This is a genomic window from Maribellus sp. YY47, from assembly GCF_023111095.1.
Taxonomy (GTDB): Bacteria; Bacteroidota; Bacteroidia; order Bacteroidales; family Prolixibacteraceae; genus Draconibacterium.
Genome location: NZ_JALGYW010000006.1, coordinates 30,711 through 52,843, shown reverse-complemented (window position 1 = coordinate 52,843; position 22,133 = coordinate 30,711). Strand labels below are relative to the sequence as shown.

Annotated in this window: 19 protein-coding genes; 5 read left to right on the top strand and 14 right to left on the bottom strand. The window is 43.3% G+C overall.

Features of this window, described 5'->3' with window-relative positions; genetic code table 11:
* Nucleotides 1-80: 80 nt before the first annotated feature.
* Complete coding sequence (locus MR764_RS06250) at nt 81-1,307, top strand: glycoside hydrolase family 99-like domain-containing protein (RefSeq protein ID WP_247978547.1); 1,227 nt, start codon at nt 81-83, stop codon at nt 1,305-1,307.
* 347 nt (nt 1,308-1,654) lie between these two features.
* Nucleotides 1,655-2,584 (top strand): TIM barrel protein, encoded by a 930-nt coding sequence (locus tag MR764_RS06245; RefSeq protein WP_247978546.1) that lies wholly within the window; start codon nt 1,655-1,657, stop codon nt 2,582-2,584.
* Between the two features lie 284 nt (nt 2,585-2,868).
* Here MR764_RS06245 and kbl read toward each other — a convergent pair whose 3' ends face one another.
* Nucleotides 2,869-4,056 carry a glycine C-acetyltransferase gene (gene kbl / locus MR764_RS06240; protein WP_247978545.1) on the bottom strand — a complete coding sequence of 396 codons (1,188 nt, stop codon included), beginning with the start codon at nt 4,054-4,056 and terminating at the stop codon, nt 2,869-2,871.
* A 201-nt stretch (nt 4,057-4,257) separates the two neighbouring features.
* On the opposite strand from kbl, the gene gltX reads away from it, so the two are divergent.
* Nucleotides 4,258-5,787, top strand: coding sequence for a glutamate--tRNA ligase (gltX, locus tag MR764_RS06235; protein WP_247978544.1), 1,530 nt, complete (start codon nt 4,258-4,260; stop codon nt 5,785-5,787).
* A gap of 77 nt (nt 5,788-5,864) precedes the next feature.
* Here gltX and MR764_RS06230 read toward each other — a convergent pair whose 3' ends face one another.
* From MR764_RS06230 to MR764_RS06210, 5 genes are read right to left on the bottom strand one after another with little or no spacing between them, the layout of a single operon-like run.
* Nucleotides 5,865-6,107 (bottom strand): LPXTG cell wall anchor domain-containing protein, encoded by a 243-nt coding sequence (locus MR764_RS06230; RefSeq protein ID WP_247978543.1) that lies wholly within the window; start codon nt 6,105-6,107, stop codon nt 5,865-5,867.
* A 12-nt stretch (nt 6,108-6,119) separates the two neighbouring features.
* On the bottom strand, nt 6,120-8,072 hold the full coding sequence (locus MR764_RS06225) for a tetratricopeptide repeat protein (RefSeq protein ID WP_247978542.1): 1,953 nt from the start codon (nt 8,070-8,072) through the stop codon (nt 6,120-6,122).
* Nucleotides 8,065-9,039, bottom strand: coding sequence for a glycosyltransferase family 2 protein (locus tag MR764_RS06220; RefSeq protein WP_247978541.1), 975 nt, complete (start codon nt 9,037-9,039; stop codon nt 8,065-8,067). The genes MR764_RS06225 and MR764_RS06220 overlap by 8 nt, the downstream gene beginning before the upstream one ends.
* A gap of 11 nt (nt 9,040-9,050) precedes the next feature.
* Nucleotides 9,051-10,391: a Gfo/Idh/MocA family oxidoreductase gene (locus tag MR764_RS06215; protein ID WP_247978540.1), complete on the bottom strand. Its 1,341-nt coding sequence runs from the start codon at nt 10,389-10,391 to the stop codon at nt 9,051-9,053.
* Between the two features lie 11 nt (nt 10,392-10,402).
* Nucleotides 10,403-11,923, bottom strand: coding sequence for an SUMF1/EgtB/PvdO family nonheme iron enzyme (locus tag MR764_RS06210; RefSeq protein WP_247978539.1), 1,521 nt, complete (start codon nt 11,921-11,923; stop codon nt 10,403-10,405).
* A 230-nt stretch (nt 11,924-12,153) separates the two neighbouring features.
* On the opposite strand from MR764_RS06210, the gene MR764_RS06205 reads away from it, so the two are divergent.
* A complete protein-coding gene (locus tag MR764_RS06205; RefSeq protein ID WP_247978538.1) occupies nt 12,154-14,667 on the top strand; it encodes a LamG-like jellyroll fold domain-containing protein in 2,514 nt (837 codons plus the stop codon).
* A 3-nt stretch (nt 14,668-14,670) separates the two neighbouring features.
* Here the strand turns inward: MR764_RS06205 and MR764_RS06200 are convergent, their stop codons facing one another.
* Nucleotides 14,671-16,050, bottom strand: a complete 1,380-nt coding sequence (locus MR764_RS06200; RefSeq protein WP_247978537.1) for a tryptophanase — start codon at nt 16,048-16,050, stop codon at nt 14,671-14,673.
* Nucleotides 16,051-16,315: 265 nt separating this feature from the next.
* Here MR764_RS06200 and MR764_RS06195 point away from each other — a divergent pair, with 265 nt between their 5' ends.
* Nucleotides 16,316-17,083, top strand: coding sequence for a beta-phosphoglucomutase family hydrolase (locus MR764_RS06195; protein WP_247978536.1), 768 nt, complete (start codon nt 16,316-16,318; stop codon nt 17,081-17,083).
* 10 nt (nt 17,084-17,093) lie between these two features.
* On the opposite strand, the gene folK is transcribed toward MR764_RS06195, so the two are convergent.
* From folK to MR764_RS06160, 7 genes are all read right to left on the bottom strand, one after another.
* Nucleotides 17,094-17,462, bottom strand: a complete 369-nt coding sequence (gene folK / locus MR764_RS06190) for a 2-amino-4-hydroxy-6-hydroxymethyldihydropteridine diphosphokinase (protein ID WP_247978535.1) — start codon at nt 17,460-17,462, stop codon at nt 17,094-17,096.
* A complete protein-coding gene (locus tag MR764_RS06185) occupies nt 17,459-17,812 on the bottom strand; it encodes a dihydroneopterin aldolase (RefSeq protein ID WP_247978534.1) in 354 nt (117 codons plus the stop codon). The genes folK and MR764_RS06185 overlap by 4 nt, the downstream gene beginning before the upstream one ends.
* Nucleotides 17,813-18,544, bottom strand: coding sequence for an SDR family NAD(P)-dependent oxidoreductase (locus tag MR764_RS06180; RefSeq protein ID WP_247978533.1), 732 nt, complete (start codon nt 18,542-18,544; stop codon nt 17,813-17,815). It lies immediately after the preceding gene.
* Between the two features lie 100 nt (nt 18,545-18,644).
* Nucleotides 18,645-19,256, bottom strand: a complete 612-nt coding sequence (locus MR764_RS06175; protein ID WP_247978532.1) for a riboflavin synthase — start codon at nt 19,254-19,256, stop codon at nt 18,645-18,647.
* 125 nt (nt 19,257-19,381) lie between these two features.
* Entirely contained in the window at nt 19,382-20,857 is a 1,476-nt protein-coding gene (gene cysS, locus MR764_RS06170) for a cysteine--tRNA ligase (RefSeq protein WP_247978531.1), read from the bottom strand.
* A gap of 80 nt (nt 20,858-20,937) precedes the next feature.
* The gene (locus tag MR764_RS06165) at nt 20,938-21,594 is read right to left on the bottom strand and encodes a lipoprotein signal peptidase (protein ID WP_247978530.1); all 657 of its coding nucleotides are present in this window, start codon (nt 21,592-21,594) and stop codon (nt 20,938-20,940) included.
* Between the two features lie 83 nt (nt 21,595-21,677).
* The gene (locus tag MR764_RS06160; RefSeq protein ID WP_247978529.1) at nt 21,678-22,055 is read right to left on the bottom strand and encodes a TraR/DksA C4-type zinc finger protein; all 378 of its coding nucleotides are present in this window, start codon (nt 22,053-22,055) and stop codon (nt 21,678-21,680) included.
* Nucleotides 22,056-22,133: the final 78 nt, after the last annotated feature.

Here is a 22,133-nt window from a genome sequence, read left to right as displayed (position 1 = left end):
ACAAAATACTGTCAGTGTTTAATCAACCGTGTATCAGGCGCTATATATACCTGAATCATCATTAAAAACTAAACCAAAAAATGAAAAGGACAAGACTAAACCCGAAGTACTTCCTCTTTGCTCTGATTTTTTTAAGCTCGGCACTCCTGATAAATTGCAGCCAACCCGAAAAACCGGCTAACGTAACGGCTGAGAACAACGACTATTATGTAGCTGCTTACATCTGGCCGTCGTGCCACCACGATGAACGCTTTGGCGATATGCTGTGGCCCGAAGGAACTGGCGAGTGGGAAGTAATAAAAAAAGGAAATCCGCGCTTCGAAGGACATTACCAGCCGCGTCAACCGCTTTGGGGGTACGAACTGGACAACGACCCTCGCGTAATGGAGAAATGGATTGATGCAGCAACCAGTCATGGCGTAAATATTTTTGTTTTCGACTGGTACTGGTTCGATGGAGGCCCTTTCCTGGAAAGCGCCCTCAACGATGGCTTCCTGAAAGCAAAAAACAATTCCGACATGCAGTTTTATATCATGTGGGCCAACCACGATGTAAAACGCAACTACTGGAATGTGCACAAATTTAAAGACGATACCTCGCTGCTATGGGACGGTGCCGTAGACTGGGACAATTTTAAAATTATTGTTGACAGGGTAATTAAGCAATATTTCAACCAGCCCAATTATTTCAAAATCGATGGCAAACCGGTATTTTCTATTTTCAGTATCGGCAACTTGCTCGAAGGTTTTGGAGGAAGCGTGGAAGAAGCCCGAAAAGCGCTCGACTATTTCAGGGAGGAAGTAAAAAAAGCCGGATTCCCGGGGCTGCATATTCAGTGGAATCAAGGCGGAGGCTCCATCATGTCGAAAGAGGCTGCTGATCAATTTTCAGAGAACGTAACTAAAATGGGATTCAACAGTGTTGCCATGTACAATATGGGTGGGATGAAAGAAGATTATTTAGCTTACGGCGCCAACTCCGTAAAAATCAGAACACAAATGGATTCGATCCTAAACGTGCCCCTGTTCCCCTGTGTTTCCATTGGCTGGGACGATACCCCACGCTTTCCTGCAAAAGGCATAAACGACGTGGTACATTACCACAATACGCCTGAAAGTTTTGCAGCCTTACTTTCAAAAGCTAAAAAATATGCCGACAGTCACCCCGAACAACCCAGGCTGATTACCATTAACGCCTGGAACGAATGGGTGGAAGGCAGCTACCTGTTGCCCGATATGTTAAACGGATACGGATACCTCAATGCTGTCAAAAAAGTGATGAACGGTGAGTTCGATGAATGCAAATAGTTTGTTCCAGTAATCAAACTTTTTACACGCTCTTACCTACTAAATTTAGTATTGTTAATTTAGCTACCGGGATGCGATAGAGCATCCCGGGACAGAGGCAAAGCCGGGCGCGGATATACCAATTGCTTTTGAAATCAACTTAAAGGCATACAAATCAACATCTTCCAAAGCCGATCCGGCAAATCCGCTGTTTCTCTAAATAATTACCACTAAAATGAAGCATAATAAACAGAAGGTTCAGATTTGCATTTTCGCATCAAAGAAGCGATGTAACTGAAGTTCTTTTGAGAATATTCTTTACTTTTAAAGCTAATTGACCAGTGAATTATTTTTAAACCATATTTACGATGAAAAGAAGAAACTTTATCAAGAACACTGCCGCCAGTAGTATAGCTTTGAGTGGCCTGGGCACCATGTTAGGCACTTCTGCGACAGCCGCCGAAAGTTCGAATGCTGCAAAATTCAAATTAAAGTATGCTCCGGGGCTTGGCATGTTCAGTAACCATGTAGGAAACGATCCGATTGAAAACATTAAATTCATTGCCGATCAGGGCTTCCGGGCAGTTTTCGACAATGGCCTGGCCGGCAGAACACCTGAAATGCAGGAAAAAATTGCGAACGAGCTGGCCCGACTCGGATTGGATTTGGGTCCGTTTATCGTTTATGCTGATCATGGGGCTAAATACATGGTAACCAACGATCCGGAAGTCCGAAAGTTACTGCAAACAAAAACAGCCGAAGCTGTTGAAGTTCAGAAAAGAACCGGTGCTAAGACCGGGCTGATCACTCCGGGAATTTACGACGAAAAGATGGACTGGGATTACCAAACCCTCAATGTTGTTGAAAACATGCGTGCCTGCTGTGAAATTGCCGGCAAAACAGGATTGGAACTGGTTCTTGAACCGCTGAATCATCAGGTAGATCATCCACGACTTTTCCTAACTAAAATGTCGCAGGCAAAAATGATTTGCGTTGCCGTAAATCATCCGAGCTGCAAAATTGTGGACGACATGTACCATCAGCAAATTACTGAAGGAAACCTGATTATGAACATTGATCTTTGTTGGGATTATATCGGAGCTTTCCACATTGGCGATAATCCGGGCAGAAAAGAACCTACTACCGGAGAGATCAACTACAAAAATATATTCAAACACATTTACGATAAAGGTTACAACGGGACCTTGTGTTGCGAACATGGAAAAAGCATTGGTGGAAAAGAAGGCGAACTGGCCCTTATTGAAGCTTACCGTAAGGTAGATTCGTTTGAAGCATAGCATTACTCAATCATAAACCAAAAAAGGTGGCTCTTTTCAGAGACCACCTTTTTTACATTTAGTTTCATTCCTTGGGGTCGGAATCAGTCCGTACATAACGTTCTATTCCGGATATCTTCATAATGCTTTTGACGAAGAAAAGCGCTAAATCAGCAATACAAATTTGATTTTTTTAGGCCCAAAAAAACCGTTAAATCGTAAATTGATGCTGCAAATAGTAAAAAAAGCAATAAAAAAGGACGCCCAAAAAGAGCGTCCCCGGTTTTAACACAACTTATATAGGACTATATAATTTCCAGTTTTTTACCCACTTTTACAAAGGCATCAACTGCTTTATCGATTTGCTCAAAAGAATGAGCTGCAGACAGTTGAACACGAATTCTGGCTTTACCGCGAGGTACTACCGGGAAACAGAATCCAATAACATAAACTCCTTCTTTTAACAATTCGTCGGCAAATTTGATGGCCAAAGGCTCGTCATAAAGCATTACCGGAACAATGGCAGTGTCTCCTTTTACAAGATCAAATCCAGCTGCTTCCATTTTCGAGCGAAAACGATTGGCATTTGCCATTGTTTTGGCCGGAAGGTCAGATGAACCCGAAAGCATATCAATAACTTTTAATGTAGCGCCAACAGTTGCCGGTGCAAGCGTATTGGAGAACAAATACGGACGCGAGCGTTGACGCAACATATCGATGATCTCTTTCCGACCCGAAGTACAACCGCCGTTTCCGCCGCCCATGGCTTTTCCAAAAGTAGTGGTGATGATATCTATTTTTCCGAGCAAATCATAATGTTCGGCAGTTCCGCGACCGGTTTTTCCGATGTAACCCGTAGCATGCGATTCGTCCACCATTATCAATGCGTCGTATTTTTCGGCCAGGGCAACAATCTCAGGCAATTTTGCCAGGTCGCCATCCATCGAGAAAACACCGTCGGTAACAATTAAACGATAGGTTGCACCAGCTGCATCTTTCAGGCATTGTTCCAGCTCTTCCATGTTGGAATGTTTGTAACGAAAGCGCTGCGCTTTACACAATCTCACTCCGTCAATAATCGAAGCGTGGTTTAATTCATCAGAGATAATAGCCGAATCCTCACCCAACAGCGGTTCAAAAACACCACCGTTAGCGTCAAAACAGGCACAATACAAGATCGTATCTTCAGTTCCCAAAAATTCAGAAACTTTTTGCTCCAGTTGCTTATGAATATCCTGGGTTCCGCAAATAAAGCGCACCGACGAAAGTCCAAAACCCCATTCATTCATAATATCCTGAGCCGCCTTCACCACTTCAGGGTTGTTCGCCAGCCCCAGGTAATTGTTGGCGCAAAAGTTTAAAACCTCCTGACCGCCGGATACACTAATTTCTGAACTCTGAGAAGAGGTAATGATCCTCTCAGTTTTATATAAACCCTGCTCCTTCAGCTGCTCGAGTGTTTGCTGAAGATCCTGTTTCATTTTGCCGTACATCTTTCGGATTTTTTTAAAAATTAAGTACTACAAAGTAAAAACATACAGAAAGAATAAAAAGTGATAAAAGACAGAAAATAAACTTCAAACAAGTTGTACTAAAAATCCGGGGCAATACAAGTTCATTTTGAAGTACAAACAAGATTCAATCGATGAATCATTCCTAATTTTTTATCTTTGCCCCGAATTAATATCAACACAATGAGCGAAAGAAAAGTGAGGGTACGATTTGCCCCCAGTCCTACAGGACCTTTGCACATGGGAGGTGTTCGCACAGCCCTTTTTAATTACCTGTTTGCCAAAAAACACGGAGGCGATTTTATCCTTCGTATTGAAGATACCGATCAAAACCGTTATGTACCGGGCGCCGAAGATTACATTATTGAAAGTTTGAGGTGGTGTGGTCTGAATCCGGTGGAAGGCCCCGGAATTGGAGGAGATTTTGGTCCGTACCGACAAAGTGAACGCAAAGAAATCTATAAAATATATGCTGATCAGCTGATAAACAGTGGTTGGGCCTATTATGCTTTCGACACTCCGGAAGAAATTGAAACCTTAAGAAATACAGCAGAAGCCAACAAGGAAACCTTCTCATACGGAATTGGTACGCGCGAAAAACTGAACAACTCACTAAATCTTTCAGCAAAAGAAGTTGAAGATAAAATTGCAGCTGGTGAAGCCTATGTTATTCGTTTTAAAATGCCCGAAGATACCGACGTAACAGAGGAAGATTTAATTCGCGGCAGCGTAACATTTAACACAACAAAAAGTCTCGACGACAAGGTTCTTTTTAAATCCGACGGAATGCCAACCTACCATTTGGCCAATGTGGTGGATGACCATCTGATGGAAATTACGCATGTGATTCGCGGAGAAGAATGGTTGCCTTCGATGCCGCTTCACGTCCTTTTATACAAGGCTTTTGGATGGGAAGATACACGTCCGCGCTTTGCCCATTTACCCTTGATTTTGAAACCGGTAGGCAAAGGAAAACTTAGCAAACGCGATGGTGATAAAATGGGCTTTCCGGTATTTCCGCTGCTTTGGACCGATCCTGAGACAGGAGACGTTTCGCGTGGTTACCGTGAAGATGGCTATTTCCCGGAAGCATTCATCAACTTGCTGGCCTTACTGGGCTGGAGCCCGGGCAACGATCAGGAATTCTTTTCGCTGGAAGAGTTGGGAGAAATTTTTAGTCTTGATCGTGTCGTAAAATCAGGTTCACGTTTTGATCCTGAAAAAGCGAAATGGTTCAACAAGCATTATTTTCAGCAAAAACCGGTAGACGAACTCGCTCAACTTTTTAAAACTATACTAGAGAAAAAAGAAGTAGTTGCATCTGACGAAAAGATACTCGCCGTAGTTGCCGAGGTGAAGGAACGCTGCGAATTTGTTACCGACCTTTGGGAGCAGAGTTCATATTTCTTTTTAGCTCCGGAATCGTACGACGAAAAGACCATCAGCAAGCGGTGGAAAGAGGATACTCCTGAAAAACTGCTGGCTATTGCCGACGTTTTTGCAACGGTATCGGAATGGAAAGCCGAGTCGATAAAAGAAGCTTTTTCAGCATTTATGAACGAAAAAGAATGGGGTTTTGGCGTGGTGATGAACCCGCTTCGCCTGTGCCTGGTTGGAGGAAACATGGGACCCGATTTGTTTGTAATTTGCGAGCTTCTTGGTCAGCAGGAATCCATCGACAGAATAAAAACTGCCATCGAAAAAATTGGATAATCAACTATAATTCAATAAAAAACCCGGTCTTAAAAACCGGGTTTTTCATTTCAATCACTTGATAAAGAAATAATTATTTACTTTTTCTTTTTCTTCAACAGGAAAAACGCAACAGCAGCCACAATTACCACAACCACAATCACAATAATTACGGTTGAATTTGAACCCGATGATTGCTGAGTGGAAGTAACTAATCCCTCATCCATATAAGAACTGTCCTGAGCTCCCAGGTTTTCAATGTAAGTTCCCTGTTCCTGGGCCATTAACAAAGTGGGCAAACTCATCATAAACAATCCGATCAATGCAATTACTCTTTTCATTTTCAACGTTTTTTAATTCTGTTTTATACTTATTTTTTCTTTTACTTTCTTCAATAACGGGCCGGCATTTAAATACCGGGGATTGACCTCAATCAGCTTTTCGAGAACCGTCATACTTTTTTCGTATTCCCCCTGATCGTAAAATTTTTGTGCTTCGATCAAATACAACGGTTCGTAAAACGGATGTATTGCCCTTCCCTTTTGAAGCCAATCATCCACTTCTGCAAAATTTCTCCGGGCTAAATTAAGATTCGCCAAATTTACACAGATCCAAACATTGTTTGGCTCAACTTCAAATGCTTTTTTTAATAAATCCTCGCCTTCTTCCCACTTACCGTTTTTAACGGCTTGTATTCCGCGAAGATCCTTTTTATCTCCTCTTTCGAGTAATACCACCAATGGATTTCCCTTGTGGTAAAATACTTTTTTGATTTTTGCCGACTGCCAGGTATCATGTTTCAACTGCCAGGGATGAATGTAGTTAACACCAAACAAAGCGTAATCCCAGTCGGCTGAACTTCGCTCAAGATAGCGGGTATACTGAAACGAAACATTAGGTACCTTTTCGAAATAATTGGGCAACTGGCAATTCATCGCCACCACAGCATTTTTATCGCCAATTTCAGTTAAAAGATAATCGGTCGCTTCCTTCATCCCATGAAAATAGTAGTCGTATTCGTAATTGCTCCAGGCCTTTTTATTCCCGCCATTCACATGGTTGAAATAAACATAATCAACCGGAAAAGTACTGGCCTGATGCACTATCGGCAATACCATTAAACCAAAGAAAAGCAACAGGTATGGAATTTTACGTCCCGTTTTTTTTTGTGAACGAATCATCTTATAAAAACCGAGTGAACTCAGAACAATCATAACCGGAACAACAAACAGCATTTGACGAATTCCGCTGTACAAATTCGATTTAATTATAATTACATAGAAAACAGGAAAGGCAAGTGTAAAAAACACGAACAACTCTAAAAAGAGTTGTTCGTTAAATAGTTTAGTAAACATATAGGTTAAAAAGGCGATAAAATATATCAAGCCCAGTAAAACAAATTCGGGTGTTGTTATCCAAAACCAGCGTGGCAGGTAATTCCACGGCAATTGCGAACTCCAGACCGCCGATCCTTCAAAAATCTGCTTGATGCTCACTTTGTAGTGTTCCATCACCGAAAGACTTTCGAGCGGGTGACGCCAGACATCCTGCAAGGCAAAGGGCCAGAATAACAGCCCGATAAAATAACCGGAAACCGCTATTACTAACAACTGGCCCGTCAGCCTCACAAAACAAGATTTAGTTGAAATAAAATATTTAAGTAAAAAAGGCTTTACAAACAAGATAGCGAGTAAGCCCACTCCCAAATACGCAAAGAGAATGAGCCCGCCAATGCGCACCGAACAAGTAAATGCGATGCTTAACCCCAACAGAATTGCGGTTCTCCATTTCGGTTGAGGCAACGCTTTCAGAAAACGTATGATAAAAAGTATACCGGCTACATATCCGGTGGCAAAGGGAATATCTTTCAGGTTACCAAAGGCCTGACCGAAAAGACGCGGTGTTACCATCAGCGAAAGCACCACAAGTGCCGCAACCCAGAATGAGCCACTGATCTCTTTTCCCAGTAGTCCCGCCACCAAGAGCAACAACCAAAAGAAGAAAGCACCGGTAAAATGCCGGGTGAGAAATTCGTTTTCGATGGAGAATATACGATTAAACAAGGCCGTGAAATTGTCAACCGATTGCCCGTAATATTTCAAATTGGTAACCGGAGTTTCCATACACGATACATCCTTACCGCCCGTATAGTACCACTCGACTACTTTTTGAGCGTGAGGATAGTGCAGCATTTCATCCACATTCACCGCAGCTTTTGGAGCCAGCAATGCCAGTATTGCCCCAGCCAAAACCAGGCTAAGGACAAACACATTGCGTGCAGTGAATATTTTGGATGTATTATGCATCAGATCTTTTTGTTGGATTTATTTTACTATTGACTTCATGGTCGTTTTCAGTATCGCCGAAAACCTGTTTCACCAGGTAAACCGGCCGTCGTTGAACTTCCTTATAAATGCGAAAAATGTATTCGCCGATTAAGCCCAGGAAAGTAAGCTGCACTGAGCCAAAAAAGCTGATGGCCAAGAATGTGGAAGACCATCCGAAAGGTGCCAGTCCGGTAAATTTCGAGACCAGCGTATAAACAATGGCAAGCAGGAAAACAACAACGCCCAGCAAGCCCAAATAAAGGCAGGCTTTTATCGGCCATTTCGAGAAGGAATAAATCGCATCGGCAGCCAGCGAGAATAATTTTCTGGTAGTCATCTTAGCTTTTCCTTCGACACGATCGGCCCGGTCGTATACTACAAACTCGTGCTGAAATCCGATAAAATTCCGGATGCCCGGGAAATACCGGTTACGTTCCGAAAAAGCCAGAATCGAATTCACGGCTTTGCGGTTTAACAGGCAAAAATTCCCACTTTGCTCCACCTGATTGCCTTCAGAAATACTGGCAAATATTTTATGAAAAACCTTAATATAGAAACGCTTGGTAAAACTCTCCATCCGTTTGTTACGCACTGCAGAAACAACATCACAGTTTGTTTCTTCCATTTTTTGAAGTAGCTCCGGAATCAATTCAGGCGGATCCTGCAGATCACCGTCCATGATGATTACTTTCCCGCCCTTGGCATATTCCAGCCCGACGGTAATTGCAGCCTGTAAGCCAAAGTTTCTCGACAGCGAAATCACTTTTACCTCCGGAACTTCCTTTCTGAACTGTAGCAATTTGGCCAGCGTTTCATCTGTACTTCCGTCGTCGACACACACCACCTCGAAGGGCTCATTTAGCGCCCTCACATTTTGGGTTACTGCTTCCAAAAGACGGTCAACCAAAATGCTTTCGTTGTAAAGTGGTATAACTACGGAAATCATACTTATCGTTTTTAAGCTTTATGCGCAGTTCCGGGCACAGGCACCGGAAATTCCATATCCACCGGTCCCATTTCATATTTCTCGGGACCTAATTTCATATTCGATGTCATCATCTCATCCCAGGTCACTTTCTGCCCGGTATAAGCTGCAGTTCTCCCCATAATTGCCGTTAACGTTGAAATAGCAGTACGCTCAGCTTCCACTACAGGAGCATTTGTACGGATAGCTGTAACCAGATGGATATGCTCCTGAACGTATGGAGAAACTTTCACTACACCGGTTGAGCGGCCATCTTTATCTTTCGGATATTCATAGGTCCACTTCACCGATCCGTCCGGATTGTAAATTGTGTTTTTACAGTTGGTGTAGCCTTCGGTACCCATTATCAATTCGCCCAGCTGATTGGCACATCCATCCACCTGCCGGGAAAAACTGTGCGAAAAAACACCGTTTCCGAAATCAAAATCAATGGAAAAATAGTCGTACTGGTCGCCGGTCAACCGGTGAGCGCGGCCCCCAAAACCGACCGCCTCTTCCGGATGTTTTCCCATAAACCAGTTTATGATATCAATGTTATGAACATGCGTATCCAGGATATGATCGCCACAAAGCCAGCAGAAATTATTCCAGTTGCGCAGCATGTATTCCATGTCGCTCCAGCCTTCTTCACGGGTACGAAACCAAACGTGCGACTGCATCCAGAAAGCTTTTGCCGCAACCAAATCGCCAATGGCACCTCCGGCAACCTGTTTGTAGGTTTCCAGGTAATCGCGCTGATGACGCCGCTGCGTTCCGGTGATTACAGTTAATCCCATGTTCTCCGCCTTTTTAGCCGTGGCTATAATTTGCCGGGCTCCCACCGGATCAACGCAAACCGGTTTCTCGAGAAATACATTCTTTTTTGCCTGAATGGCAGCATCGAAATGCATCGGTCTGAAATGCGGTGGCGTTGCCAGAATTACCACATCGAGATCCAGCGCCAACAATTCTTTGTAAGCATCAAAGCCCCAAAAACAATTCTGTTCAGGAACTTCAACCCGTTGTTTCATCAACTTATTCCGGCAGTCCCACACTTTATCTTCAAAAACATCGGCCAAAGCGACCAAATGCAAATCGTTGCCAGCCGCCAGAAAGTTAAGTGCCGCGCCTGTTCCGCGGTTTCCACAACCCACCAGACCTGCTTTTAACGGCTTCCCATCAGGTGCCTGATCGAGCAAAGGCGGAAATTCATAATCAACCGCTTTGGTTTTCCCGGAACAAGAGCTGAGTGCACTCATCCCGATTACACCGGCCGCCCCAATAATGGCCGATTTCCCAAGAAAATTCCTTCGTGATAGTTGATTCTTATCCATGGTTGATCTTTTTATTTTTCTGTGTTTTTAAGTTCTTCCGGATGATACTCGCAAATCACCCTAAACCCGACGCTTTTTACATCGGAATACCACCAGATACTTTTCGGAATCTGCGGATCCGTTACCAGCCAGTCGGTGGTTCTGGTAAAATCACGCCGGGCAACCCTCAAATCTTTTGGTGTATTTTGGAACGACCCTCCGCGAACTACATGTTCGCTGCCACTTCGTGGCCCCCGTGGATTACGGATTACACCTTTCGGATATTTTCCGTACACCGAAGGATCGTAGTAGTCGAGACAGAATTCAGCCACATTCCCCAGCATATTTTTCAGACCAAAAGGATTGCTTTCCACCACATCGGGTTGTTGTGTTTTTCCGGGGCTGTTTCCGTTCCAAACCACATATTGGCTAAATAACCCGGTATTGGCGCCCAGCAATTTTTTCAGGAAACCATCGGCTTCATAATCTTTCGGAGAACCTTCAAAGAAATAGGGAGTCTGTGTGCCGCCTCGCGCAGCATATTCCCATTCTGCTTCAGTGGGCAGACGGTATTTTCTTCCGGTAACCTGGCTCAACCAGCGGCAGTAGGTTTCGGCAGCATGGTGACTCATGGTTATTGCGGGGCGGCTTCCTTTTCCCCAGCCCTGATCGGGCGCTCCCCAGGGCGGTGTTGCTCCCGATACACCATCGGTTTCCTCGTCCAATTCAACGGCTTCCTTTCTTCCCTGAGAACTTGTTGCAGAGAAAAAGGCCAGGTATTCGTCCCACGAAACTTCAATTTCAGCCATCCACAAACTATCAACGGCCACTTCACGCACCGGTCCTTCATCGTTTCGTCGATAAGGTTCATCCTGCGGGCTGCCCATTTTAAATGTTCCTCCCGGAACCGCAATCATTTTAAACGAAACCGCTGTTCCCGGAATCTTTTCTTCAAAAGTTTTAAAATCATTTACAACCGTAAGTTCCTTGAAAACCTCTTTGGGTGTTTCACTCTCCTCATCAGCAAATCCAGACTGCTCTCCACGGTAATGCCCCATTTCGTGATGGCACTGCAAACAAGAGCTGCTCTGAGGGTTACGAATGTATTTTAGATGCTGTTGTCCTCCCTGACTACTCAAAGTGGAAGGAAACAGATTGGTGTGACACTTTAAACATCCGTCTTCATACACAAATCGCTTAGCTGCATCGTTTGATCGTTTTGCCTGCCAATCAATCTCATCTGCATCCTTAGTTAGATATACATAAAGATCGTGTGCTCCATGATATGCTTTCCGGGATAGAAAATAGGCTGTTTGATCTTCAGGCGGTAAGTGACAATCGACACATTTTACCGAAACTCCACTTGATGTATTGTTATGAACCGATAACCTCCAACTCGCTTCGGCATGGGTATGAATATGGCAACTGTTACAAAATTCGTTGCTGGAAGTATATTCAACCGTTTTATTGAATAACAAAATAAAAAGGATAACGCTTAATCCTCCTGCTATAAAAATAAGGTAGTGCCTTCGTTTGATTGTCTTATCTGTCATCCTGAATTTAAAAGATGCACAAGATAAGTGCGTGCTATTAGCACAGTATTAACCAAAACCTCATCGACTACTTAAACACCTCTTAATTTAATCTTAATTTTTTTTACAATATTCTGAAATAAAATAGATTATAAATTCCAAACTTTTCTCATGAAATATTTTCATTCTATTCATTTTTGATATATTTGAGGAGAAAATAATAGCAAATTAAGGAACTATTTAAGGCTGAAATGAACAAAACGGGCTGTTTTTGGGGAGTTATTTTTGTTTGGATGAGTATGTTTTTGACTACTCCAACCCAAGCTTCTGAATTTGCAGACAATACCTATCTTATTGCCCAAATCGCCAACAACGATTTCTCCAATAGCCGTTTATGGGATTTTATCGAATCCAGAGATTGGGTGGGAATTGAACTGGATATTGAATCGACAGAGCGCTATGCCTATATTCAGAACAGCACCCTGGAGCTGACAACTGTTCTGGCCAAAATACGAAGTATAATCGACAACAAAGAATCGAAAATTGTTCCGGTTTTTATACATTTCGACGGGAATATTCACTTTTTGGATTCTGTCATTAATGCTTCTTCTATTTCCGACCGTATTTTCTTTTTACCTCAGGGAGAAACATGGCCGTCAACCAATTATTTGGTACAGGCGAATCGCCGGGTAATTTTTTTCGTAGATGGCAACATTACCAACGAGAGCAGAATCCTTCACCCTATTAAAAACTACGCGCTGGAAATATCGGCAAGCCAGATTACGCCGAACTCGGTTATACTAAGCTCGGAATCAAACATTAACAAGGAACTTTTTAAAATCAATGATTTTGAGAACCTCCCAACAGGCGTTGTGTCTAACAAGCTGGGGAAAAACCAGGTCCCGGATTATGTGAACTTTCTGCTCGACAGCTGGACCAAATACGGCAAGAAACCTAATTTTATCAGCGTTGGCAATACCGTTATGAGTTTCGATTTTCTTATAGCGCAGCTCAACTCTTTTAACGATATAAAAGGACAAGTCCGGACAGTGGGAAAAAACCTGGAACGGGTTTACTGGAAAAATCCCGAGATACTGATTTCCGGAGGGAAATTCAGTTTTCCGATCCGTGGAGGAGAAGAAATGATCCTGTCTCCCTTTGCTCCGGGGTACAACATGACTCCTTCTCAAATAATTGTGACGGCTGAAATGGCCTTACCCGAAGAATATTCGATCCTGGCCTCTCCCCTTAACCTGAACCAGGGACTGACAGCCAAGTTCAACTTCGACGGGAACTTAACTGACAACGTAAATCCGGACAGAGATTATACAGGAACCAATTACTCTTTTAGCCAGGACATCGACCGGGGAACTGTACTTAAGCTTCCTGAAAACGCTAATATCCTGATTGGAGAGCCGGGACTGTATGGCTTGCAAAACAGCAGTTTCACCGTTAGTTGCTTTGTAAAATTCACTGATATTCTTGAATTTGGCGACAATGCCATCCTCGGAAACAACGAGCAGGGTTACCGCCGTGGGATGCACCTCGTTTTGCGGTCCGGACATCCGTATTTTGGCTTATGGTCGAACGACTTCATGTCGGAAGAAGTACTGAAGAACAATGTTTGGTACCATCTTACCTGGCGCTATATTATCGAAACCGGTCAACAAGCTATTTTTCTGAACGGGAAAAATGTTGGCGGGTCAGACGGACATCCTCCCTACTCGGGAACAAGCGACTTACATATTGGAAGCGCGCTCTCCGACGGTGCAAGTATGCGTGGTTATATCGACAATCTAAACATATGGAACCGTCCTTTAGGAAACGAGGAAATTAACCGTTTGGCCTTGGATGAAGAAATTCTTGCTCTGCCAGAACGGGATAAGAAAGACGAAAGCCTTATACGGCCGCTATACATTGGGTTCATCGGAATGACTTTGTTATTTCTAGCCCTTCTTACCTGGTTGATTATTACCCGGAAAACCTCTAAAAAACATTACCGCGGACTGGAAACGCCCAAAACCGCCGCAACGAATCACATTCGCCTTTTTGGAGAGTTTATGGCGCTCGACACAAAAGGAGAGGATATCACCAGCTTGTTTACGCCCAAAGTAAAGGAACTGTTTGTTTTCATTCTCATCGGATCGGCACGAAATAAAATGGGTGTTCCCATTGCCGAAGTAGATTCGATCTTATGGGAAGGAATCCAGACCCGCAAAATCGCGAACAACCGTGCGGTAACGCTCAATAAATTAAGGAAATTACTTCTTCTGCTCGACAGCGTTGAAGTGGTATTAAACAACGGCTTTTTACAGATTAAAACTACCGGAAGCTTTAGTTGTGATTACCTCGAGGCCTTTAAGTTATGCATGATCCCGGAAGGGATGAACCGCCAGCAGCTTGACAGCTTTTATTTACTGGTGAAAAACGGAAGCCTTTTAAAAGGGATTGACTGGCCCTGGCTCGACGATATTCGCGGATTCATTGGCAACCAGGTAATGGACAACCTGTTAAAGCTGGCCACATTTCTGCAAAAAGAGAACCGTATTCATGAAGTCGAAAAGGTTGCCCAGCGCATGCTCGACTACGACGAACTAAGCGAAGAAGCTGTTTTTTTGCAAGTTTGGGCACATCAACAAGTTAATAACGTTCATCTGGCCAAATTCCAGTTCGAGTCTTTCTGCTCGCGTTACAAGAAAAGTATGGGAGAAAACTTTGGCATGAACTTCAACGAATTCATTGAAGAACATGCCATTAAAAGTTAGTTGTTATACTATTCTTTCGAGTTCAACTGTAAAGTGCCGCATGATGGGCGCTTCTTTTTCAATTTTAAACCCGTGAGTGATCTTTTCCCTGCGGTCGAAAATGTTCTTGAGTGCCACAGCCACCACGTCCATGTGATTGTTGGTGTATGCGCGTCGAGGAATCGCCAGTCGTAACATTTCAAGTTTTGGGTAACGGTTTTCACCGGTTTTAGGATCACGGTCAGCCAACAATGTTCCTACTTCAACACCGCGCACGCCGGCTTCCAAATAAAGCTCTATTGCCAAGGTCTGCGCTACATATTCTTCTTTCGGGACATGTTTCAAAAACTTGCGGGCATCCACAAACACCGCATGTCCGCCAATCGGCTTCTGAACCGGAATTCCCCACCCAATCAACCTGTTTCCCAGATACTCTACCTGTTTAACGCGGTTCTCCAGGTAATGATCGTCGGTTACTTCATTCAAACCTACAGAAAGAGCATTCATATCGCGGCCTGCCATTCCTCCGTATGTATTAAAGCCTTCGTACATAATATTGAAAACCGAAGCATTTTGAAACAGCTTCTCGTCTTTCATGGCAATAAAACCACCAATATTTACAATGCCATCTTTCTTGCTGCTCATCGTCATTGCATCGGCATACGAAAACATTTCAGCCACAATTTCGCGAATCGACTTATCGCCGTATCCCGGCTCCCTTTCTTTTATAAACCAGGCATTTTCAGCAAAACGTGCCGAGTCGAATACCACTTTTATCCCGTATCGTTTGGAAAGCTCATAAACATCTTTCAAATTCTGCATCGAAACCGGCTGACCACCCGAAGTATTGCAGGTGAGCGTTACAATGACCATCGGAATCTCCTCCTGGTGGTACGACGAATAAACGCTCTCCAGTTTTCTGAGATCGACATTTCCTTTAAACGGATGAAGCGATTCAGTATCAAAAGCCTCATCAATAGTACAATCAATTGCCGAAGCCTTTCTGAATTCGATATGCCCTTTGGTGGTATCAAAATGACTGTTTCCGGGAACTACATCTCCGGCTTTTACCAATACCGAAAACAAAACATTTTCGGCTGCCCTCCCCTGATGTGTGGGAAGAAAATACTCAAATCCCAAAATATCGCGGATGGCATTTTTCAGATGATAATACGATGACGAACCGGCATAACTTTCATCCCCCGTCATCATGGCAGCCCACTGGTTATGGCTCATGGCGCCGGTTCCGCTATCGGTAAGCAAGTCGATAAAAACCTGCTCACTTTTAAGGTTAAATAAATTGTAATGTGCCTGTTTTATCCACTCCTCGCGCTGTTCGCGGGTACTCCTGTAAATGGGTTCCACCATTTTTATTCTGTACGACTCTGCAAAAGGTAATTCCATGTCTGAATTCTTTTAAATATTAAACTTTAGAGGATGAATGAGGGAATAATAGAAAAAAAGAATGCTATAAACATGGAAACGCATCCCTGTTTTTAATATTCAGGTAGCTGCGGTTGTGAAGAAATATGGCAAGTAAAAACTTAAACATGCCCAAAGGTAAAAAGCTTTCAGGCAATTCTAACAGGACAAATATCAGTTTTACAAGTATTTGAACATCATCTAAAAAAACCACTACTTTTGCGAAAGGAATTAAAAACTACAGAAAATGGGAAAACTGGCATTCGAAGCGGTAATTTTTGACATGGACGGAGTGATCACCAAAACAGCCATTACCCATGCAGCGGCATGGAAAAAGATGTTTGACGAATTTCTTCAGAAATGGGCAGCGGAACACAACAAAAGTTTTGAGGAATTCACCCAAAATGATTATCTCGCTTATGTTGACGGAAAACCCCGTTACAAAGGCGTTGCCTCCTTTCTCGAATCCAGAAGCATTTCCTTACCGTTTGGCGATCCTGCCGACGAAGCCGGAACAGAAACGATTTGTGGCCTTGGAAACCGCAAAAACCACGCTTTTAACGAGGTGATTGCACGCGATGGTGTGCAGGTCTACGAATCGACAGCAAAGCTACTGGAAGATCTTAAAGCAGCTGGAATAAAGCTGGGAGTGGCTTCATCGAGCAAAAACTGTGCACCGGTTCTTGAAGCGGTTGATTTATTATCAACATTTGGAGCCCGTGTTGATGGTGTAGTTTCGGCAGAACTGGGATTACACGGAAAACCGGAACCCGATATTTTTATCACCGCCTGCGAAATGCTGGGTTCAACTCCTGCAAAATCGATTGTCGTTGAAGATGCTGTGTCAGGAGTTCAGGCCGGCGCAAAAGGTAATTTTGGGTTGACACTGGGAATTGCACGCGAAAACAATGAAAAGGAACTCGCCGAAAACGGAGCCGATTTCGTGGTAAGCGATTTGGAAGAAATAAACGGAATAGTTGGCCTGAACCAACTCTTCCTAAAAAACCAGGCCTAGCAAAAGAAGTTTACTGAACTTCTTCTACACTTTTCTGCAAAAAATCACGCGTATAGTAATCCTGGTCTACGATTTCACCGTTCCAAACCACAATGTCGAGATCCATGGTTCGGGGCCCGAATTTTGGCCCGGTCCGGTCGCGTCCGAGTTGATCTTCAATCGATTTTAACAACTTCGTCAGATCCTTCCGGTTACGTTCCGTATTAATTTTCACCGCACCATTGGTATAATCGGCCTGATCGACAATCCCCACGGCTTTGGTTTGAATCATTTCCGACACTTTCACCACCTCCACCTTTGCGCGAAGTATCTCCATCATTTTGGGGATGTTGGTCTCAGCATCGATGTTGGAACCGATACCGATAATCACCGTATTCATCTTTTTGCCTCCATTTCAAGCGAAACTGATTCTGCGAAGCGAAGCGCATGCGGTTTATCCACCTCCACTTTTGCCCGGATCACGCGTTCGTCTTCCATTACCAGATCAAGAATATTGCGGGTCAACACTTCGAGCAATTTAAACCTACCCTCCTGAACAAATACAATTATTTTTTTGGTGATGGTTTTGTAATCAAAAATGCCGTCAGGTTCATCTGACTCCAGCGCTGAAGCCGGTATATCCGTTTCAATTTCAATATTAATCACCACATCCTGTTTGTTGACCAACTCTTCAGGATTAAAACCGATATAGGTTCTTATCAGCAGGTTTTTTACACGTATTATCGCCATTTATTCAATGTTTTTTCCAAGATTTTCGCCACCGTCAGCAAATAAAAGTTGCCCGGTTAAATGATTGTTCTCCAGAATAAAATCAATACTTTTCAGAATCGGGTCCACGCCACCCGGCTGTTTCATTGGGATACTCTTAGCCAGATTTTGCAGGTAGTTTTCATCCTCATCTGCCGGCGCTAAGGTAACACCTGGAGCAATGGCATTCACCCTGATTTCGGGAGCAAACTCCAACGCAGCCATTTTGGTTAATTCCCACAAGGCCTTTTTCGACAGGGTGTAAGCAGCAAAATTGGAAGTGTTTCCGGTAATTCGGGTATCCACAAAATTGATGATGTTCCCTTTTTTACAGTACACTGAAAAATCGCGCGTCAGGAAAAAAGGAGCTTTCAGATTCACATTCATCTGGCTATCATAAAGCCTTTCGGATGTTTCGCGCAGATAGCTTTTATCAAAAACGGAAGCATTGTTGACCAGCAAATCAAAAGGCCCCGATTTTGCAACGATATTCGGAATAAGGCTTTCCACCTCATGGTTATTGCTCAAATTGGCAGTAACCGACGAAAAAAGCTGTGTCGGATAGTTATCACCAAGTTCCTGCACAAGCTCAATGGCCTCTTCTGCCGAACGATTAAAATGAATGATTACATTCCATCCGTTTGCGGCCAGATGTTCCGAAATAGCTTTACCAATTCGTTTGGATGCGCCTGTTATGAGTGCTGTCGGATTCATGTCTCTAAGTTACCCAATCTTCGGCAAAATAACAGGCATCTCTCCTCTTGGTTCAAAAAAAGGCCCGAAAAACGGACCTCTCTATTCTATTTGAAATTTCTTAGCTGTTGTATGAGTTCAGTTTACTCAGATACTTTCCAATGATATCGAACTCAATGTTGATGACCGATCCCTCTTTAAAAGTATGAAAATTAGTCACTTCGTGCGTGAACGGAATGATTGCAACCTGGAAAGAATTGTCTTTTGAATTCACCACTGTGAGGCTTACTCCGTTAACGGTTACCGATCCTTTTTCAACGGTCATGTAACCCTGTCTTGCCTTTTCAATATCGAAATCGTATTCAAAAGTGTAGTACCAGCTGCCATCAGCTTCTTCTACTTTTTTGCACACAGCTGTCTGATCCACATGACCTTGCACGATGTGCCCATCCAAACGGCCATTCATCATCATGCTGCGTTCAAGATTCACTTTCGAACCGACGTCCAGCAAACCCAGGTTCGACTTCAAAAGCGTTTCCTTAATGGCTGTCACCTTGTATTTTTTTTCCGCTTTATCAATCCAAACAACGGTTAAACAAACGCCGTTGTGCGACAAGCTCTGATCTACCTTTAATTCATCGGCAAACGAACAGGTCAGCGTAAAATGAACGTTTTCCTGATCCTTTTCGATGGCTACTACTGTTCCGTATTCTTCAACTATTCCTGAAAACATAACTAGTTTAAAGTTTAGAGTTTAAAGTTCAGAGACTCTCTTACTCAGTTTATTTTTTCAATGTTACAACGAATAAAATACCTTCGTCAATCATCAATCGTTAATCATCATTCTAAAATCTGCCTTTATTTAAGGCTCCACTCTACCCCGTCTTTGGTATCTTTTAATTCAATCCCGAGCGCATTCAGATCGTTACGAATCTTATCTGCTGTTGCCCAGTCTTTGTGCGCTTTTGCTTCGGTACGCAAACTAATCAGCAACTCCATTGCTCCTGCCAAAACCTGGTTATCTCCCGAATCGGAGGTTTGTTCCTCTTTCAAACCCAGCACATCAAAGATAATGGCATGATAAAAGCTTTTCAGCTCTGTCAGATCGTTTGCCGAAATCTTCTCGTTTCCGGCTTTTATTGAGTTGATCATTTTGACGCCATCGAAAAGATGAGCAATCGCAATCGGACTGTTCAAATCGTCGCTTAAGGCAGCAAAACACTTTTCTTTTAACGCGGCCACATCCACAGTCGATACATCGGAAGCACTTAATTCGCCCAAAGTTTTAAGCGAGCTCATCAATCGCTCCAGACCTTTCTCCGACGCCTGCAAAGCTTCGTTAGAGAAATCGATGGTGCTGCGGTAATGCGCCTGCAGAATAAAGAAACGGATCGTCATGGGCGAATACGCCTGCTGCAACATGGCGTGTTTTCCCGAAAACAGCTCTTTAAGCGTAATAAAATTCCCCAGCGAACGCGCCATCTTTTGCCCGTTGATGGTAATCATATTGTTGTGCATCCAGTACCTTACCGCTTCCCGGCCGTTACAGGCTACGTTTTGTGCAATCTCACATTCATGGTGCGGAAAAGTTAAATCCATACCTCCCCCGTGAATATCAAATTGTTCGCCGAGGTATTTGGTACTCATCACCGAACATTCGAGGTGCCAGCCCGGAAAACCTTCGCTCCATTTCGACGGCCAGCGCATTATGTGCTCCGGCGATGCCTTTTTCCACAAAGCAAAATCGAAAGAGTTTTTCTTTTCACTTTGTCCGTCAAGCTCGCGCGTATTGGTTTTTATATCGTCCAGGTTACGGCCCGACAAAATCCCGTACCTATATTTCTGGTTGTATTTTTCCACGTCGAAATACACCGACCCTTTGGATTCGTAAGCAAAACCATTGTCGAGGATTTCCTGAACCATTTGTTGTTGCTCAATAATGTGGCCGCTCGCACGCGGTTCGATGCTCGGAGGCAACACGTTCAGGTTCTCCATATTGTGAACAAACGAGTTCATGTATTTCTGAACCACTTCCATGGGTTCCAATTGTTCGAGTCTCGCTTTTTTGCCGATTTTATCTTCGCCGCTTTCTTCTGACTCGTTTTCCAGGTGACCCACATCCGTAATGTTCCGGACATAACGTACTTTGTAACCTAAAAAAGTAAGGTAGCGAAACAAAAGGTCGAAAGTGATGTTCGGACGGGCATGTCCGAGGTGCGAATCGCTGTAAACCGTAGGACCGCAAACATAAAGTCCCACTTTCCCTTCCACCAGCGGTTTAAATTCTTCCTTTTTACGACTTAAAGTATTGTAAATAAATAATTGATTTCCCATAATATTTATGAAATCGAATAATGGTGCAAAGGTAAGATAAATGAAGGATTTTCAGGTCAAATCTATGTACTGCAATCTCCTTACCCCTGAGTAGTTTCTTCAGCAGTTGTGTTTGTTTCGTTTGACACCTCTACCTTGTTGAAATACTTGCGGTAAAATAACAAAATGGCGAAAATGCCAACTGTAATCGACGAATCGGCAATATTAAACACCGGGCGGAAAAAAATGAAAGGGTCTCCTCCCACACTGGGTACCCATTCCGGATAACGCCCCTCGATCAAAGGAAAATAAAACATGTCCACCACTCTGCCATGCAGAAAGCTGGAATAGCCACCTTCAGCAGGAAAAAGCGATGCTACCTGCCCGTAACTATCGTTAAAAATGAGTCCATAAAATAAGCTGTCGATGATGTTTCCGATGGCACCTGCAAAAATCAGCGAAATACAAACGATGAAACCAAACGGTACTTCTTTGCTTTTCGCCAGTTTAAAAAGATACCAACCAATGGCAACCACTGCCAGAATGCGAAATACACTCAAAAACATTTTCCCGTATTCACCGGCAAACTCGAAGCCAAAGGCCATTCCGTTATTCTCCACAAAATGAAGGATAAACCAATCTTTAAAAATGACGATTTCGTCACCTATGGCCAGGTTTGTTTTGATCCAGATCTTCAAAACCTGATCAACTATCAAAATCAAAAAAATGATTAGTAGCGCTTTTTTAGTCCGCGACATGTCTGTTTCATTAAAATAAAAAGCTCTCCGAATGTCAGTTCACGCTGGTTTCGAAGAGCAAATTAAAATCTTTTTTCACTTCCTCAGCCTTGACTGTTTTTAGCATCGATACTAAGCGTTGCATGAGGAACAGCCCGCAATCTTTCTTTTGAAATCAGTTTGCCTGTTTCCCGACAAACACCATATGTTTTGTTTTCGATACGAACCAAAGCAGCCTGCAAATGTTGAATGAATTTCTGCTGGCGTTGAGCCAGTTTCCCTGCTTCTTCTTTAGAGAGGGTAGCTGCTCCTTCTTCCAATACCTTAAACGTTGGCGAAGTGTCCGAGATGTCATTCCCATCTCCTTGAGTAATCGAATTCTTGTACATTTCGTAATCAGCCTGTGCTTTTTCAAGCTTTTTCAGGATGATCTCTTTGAATTCCATCAACTCCTCATCCGAATATCTGTTTTTAACTCCCATAGTTGTTGGGTTTTAGTTCATTTTCTATTTTTCAAGAAGCTCCTAAAGTAAAAAAAAAACCTATCATATCAGGTGCTT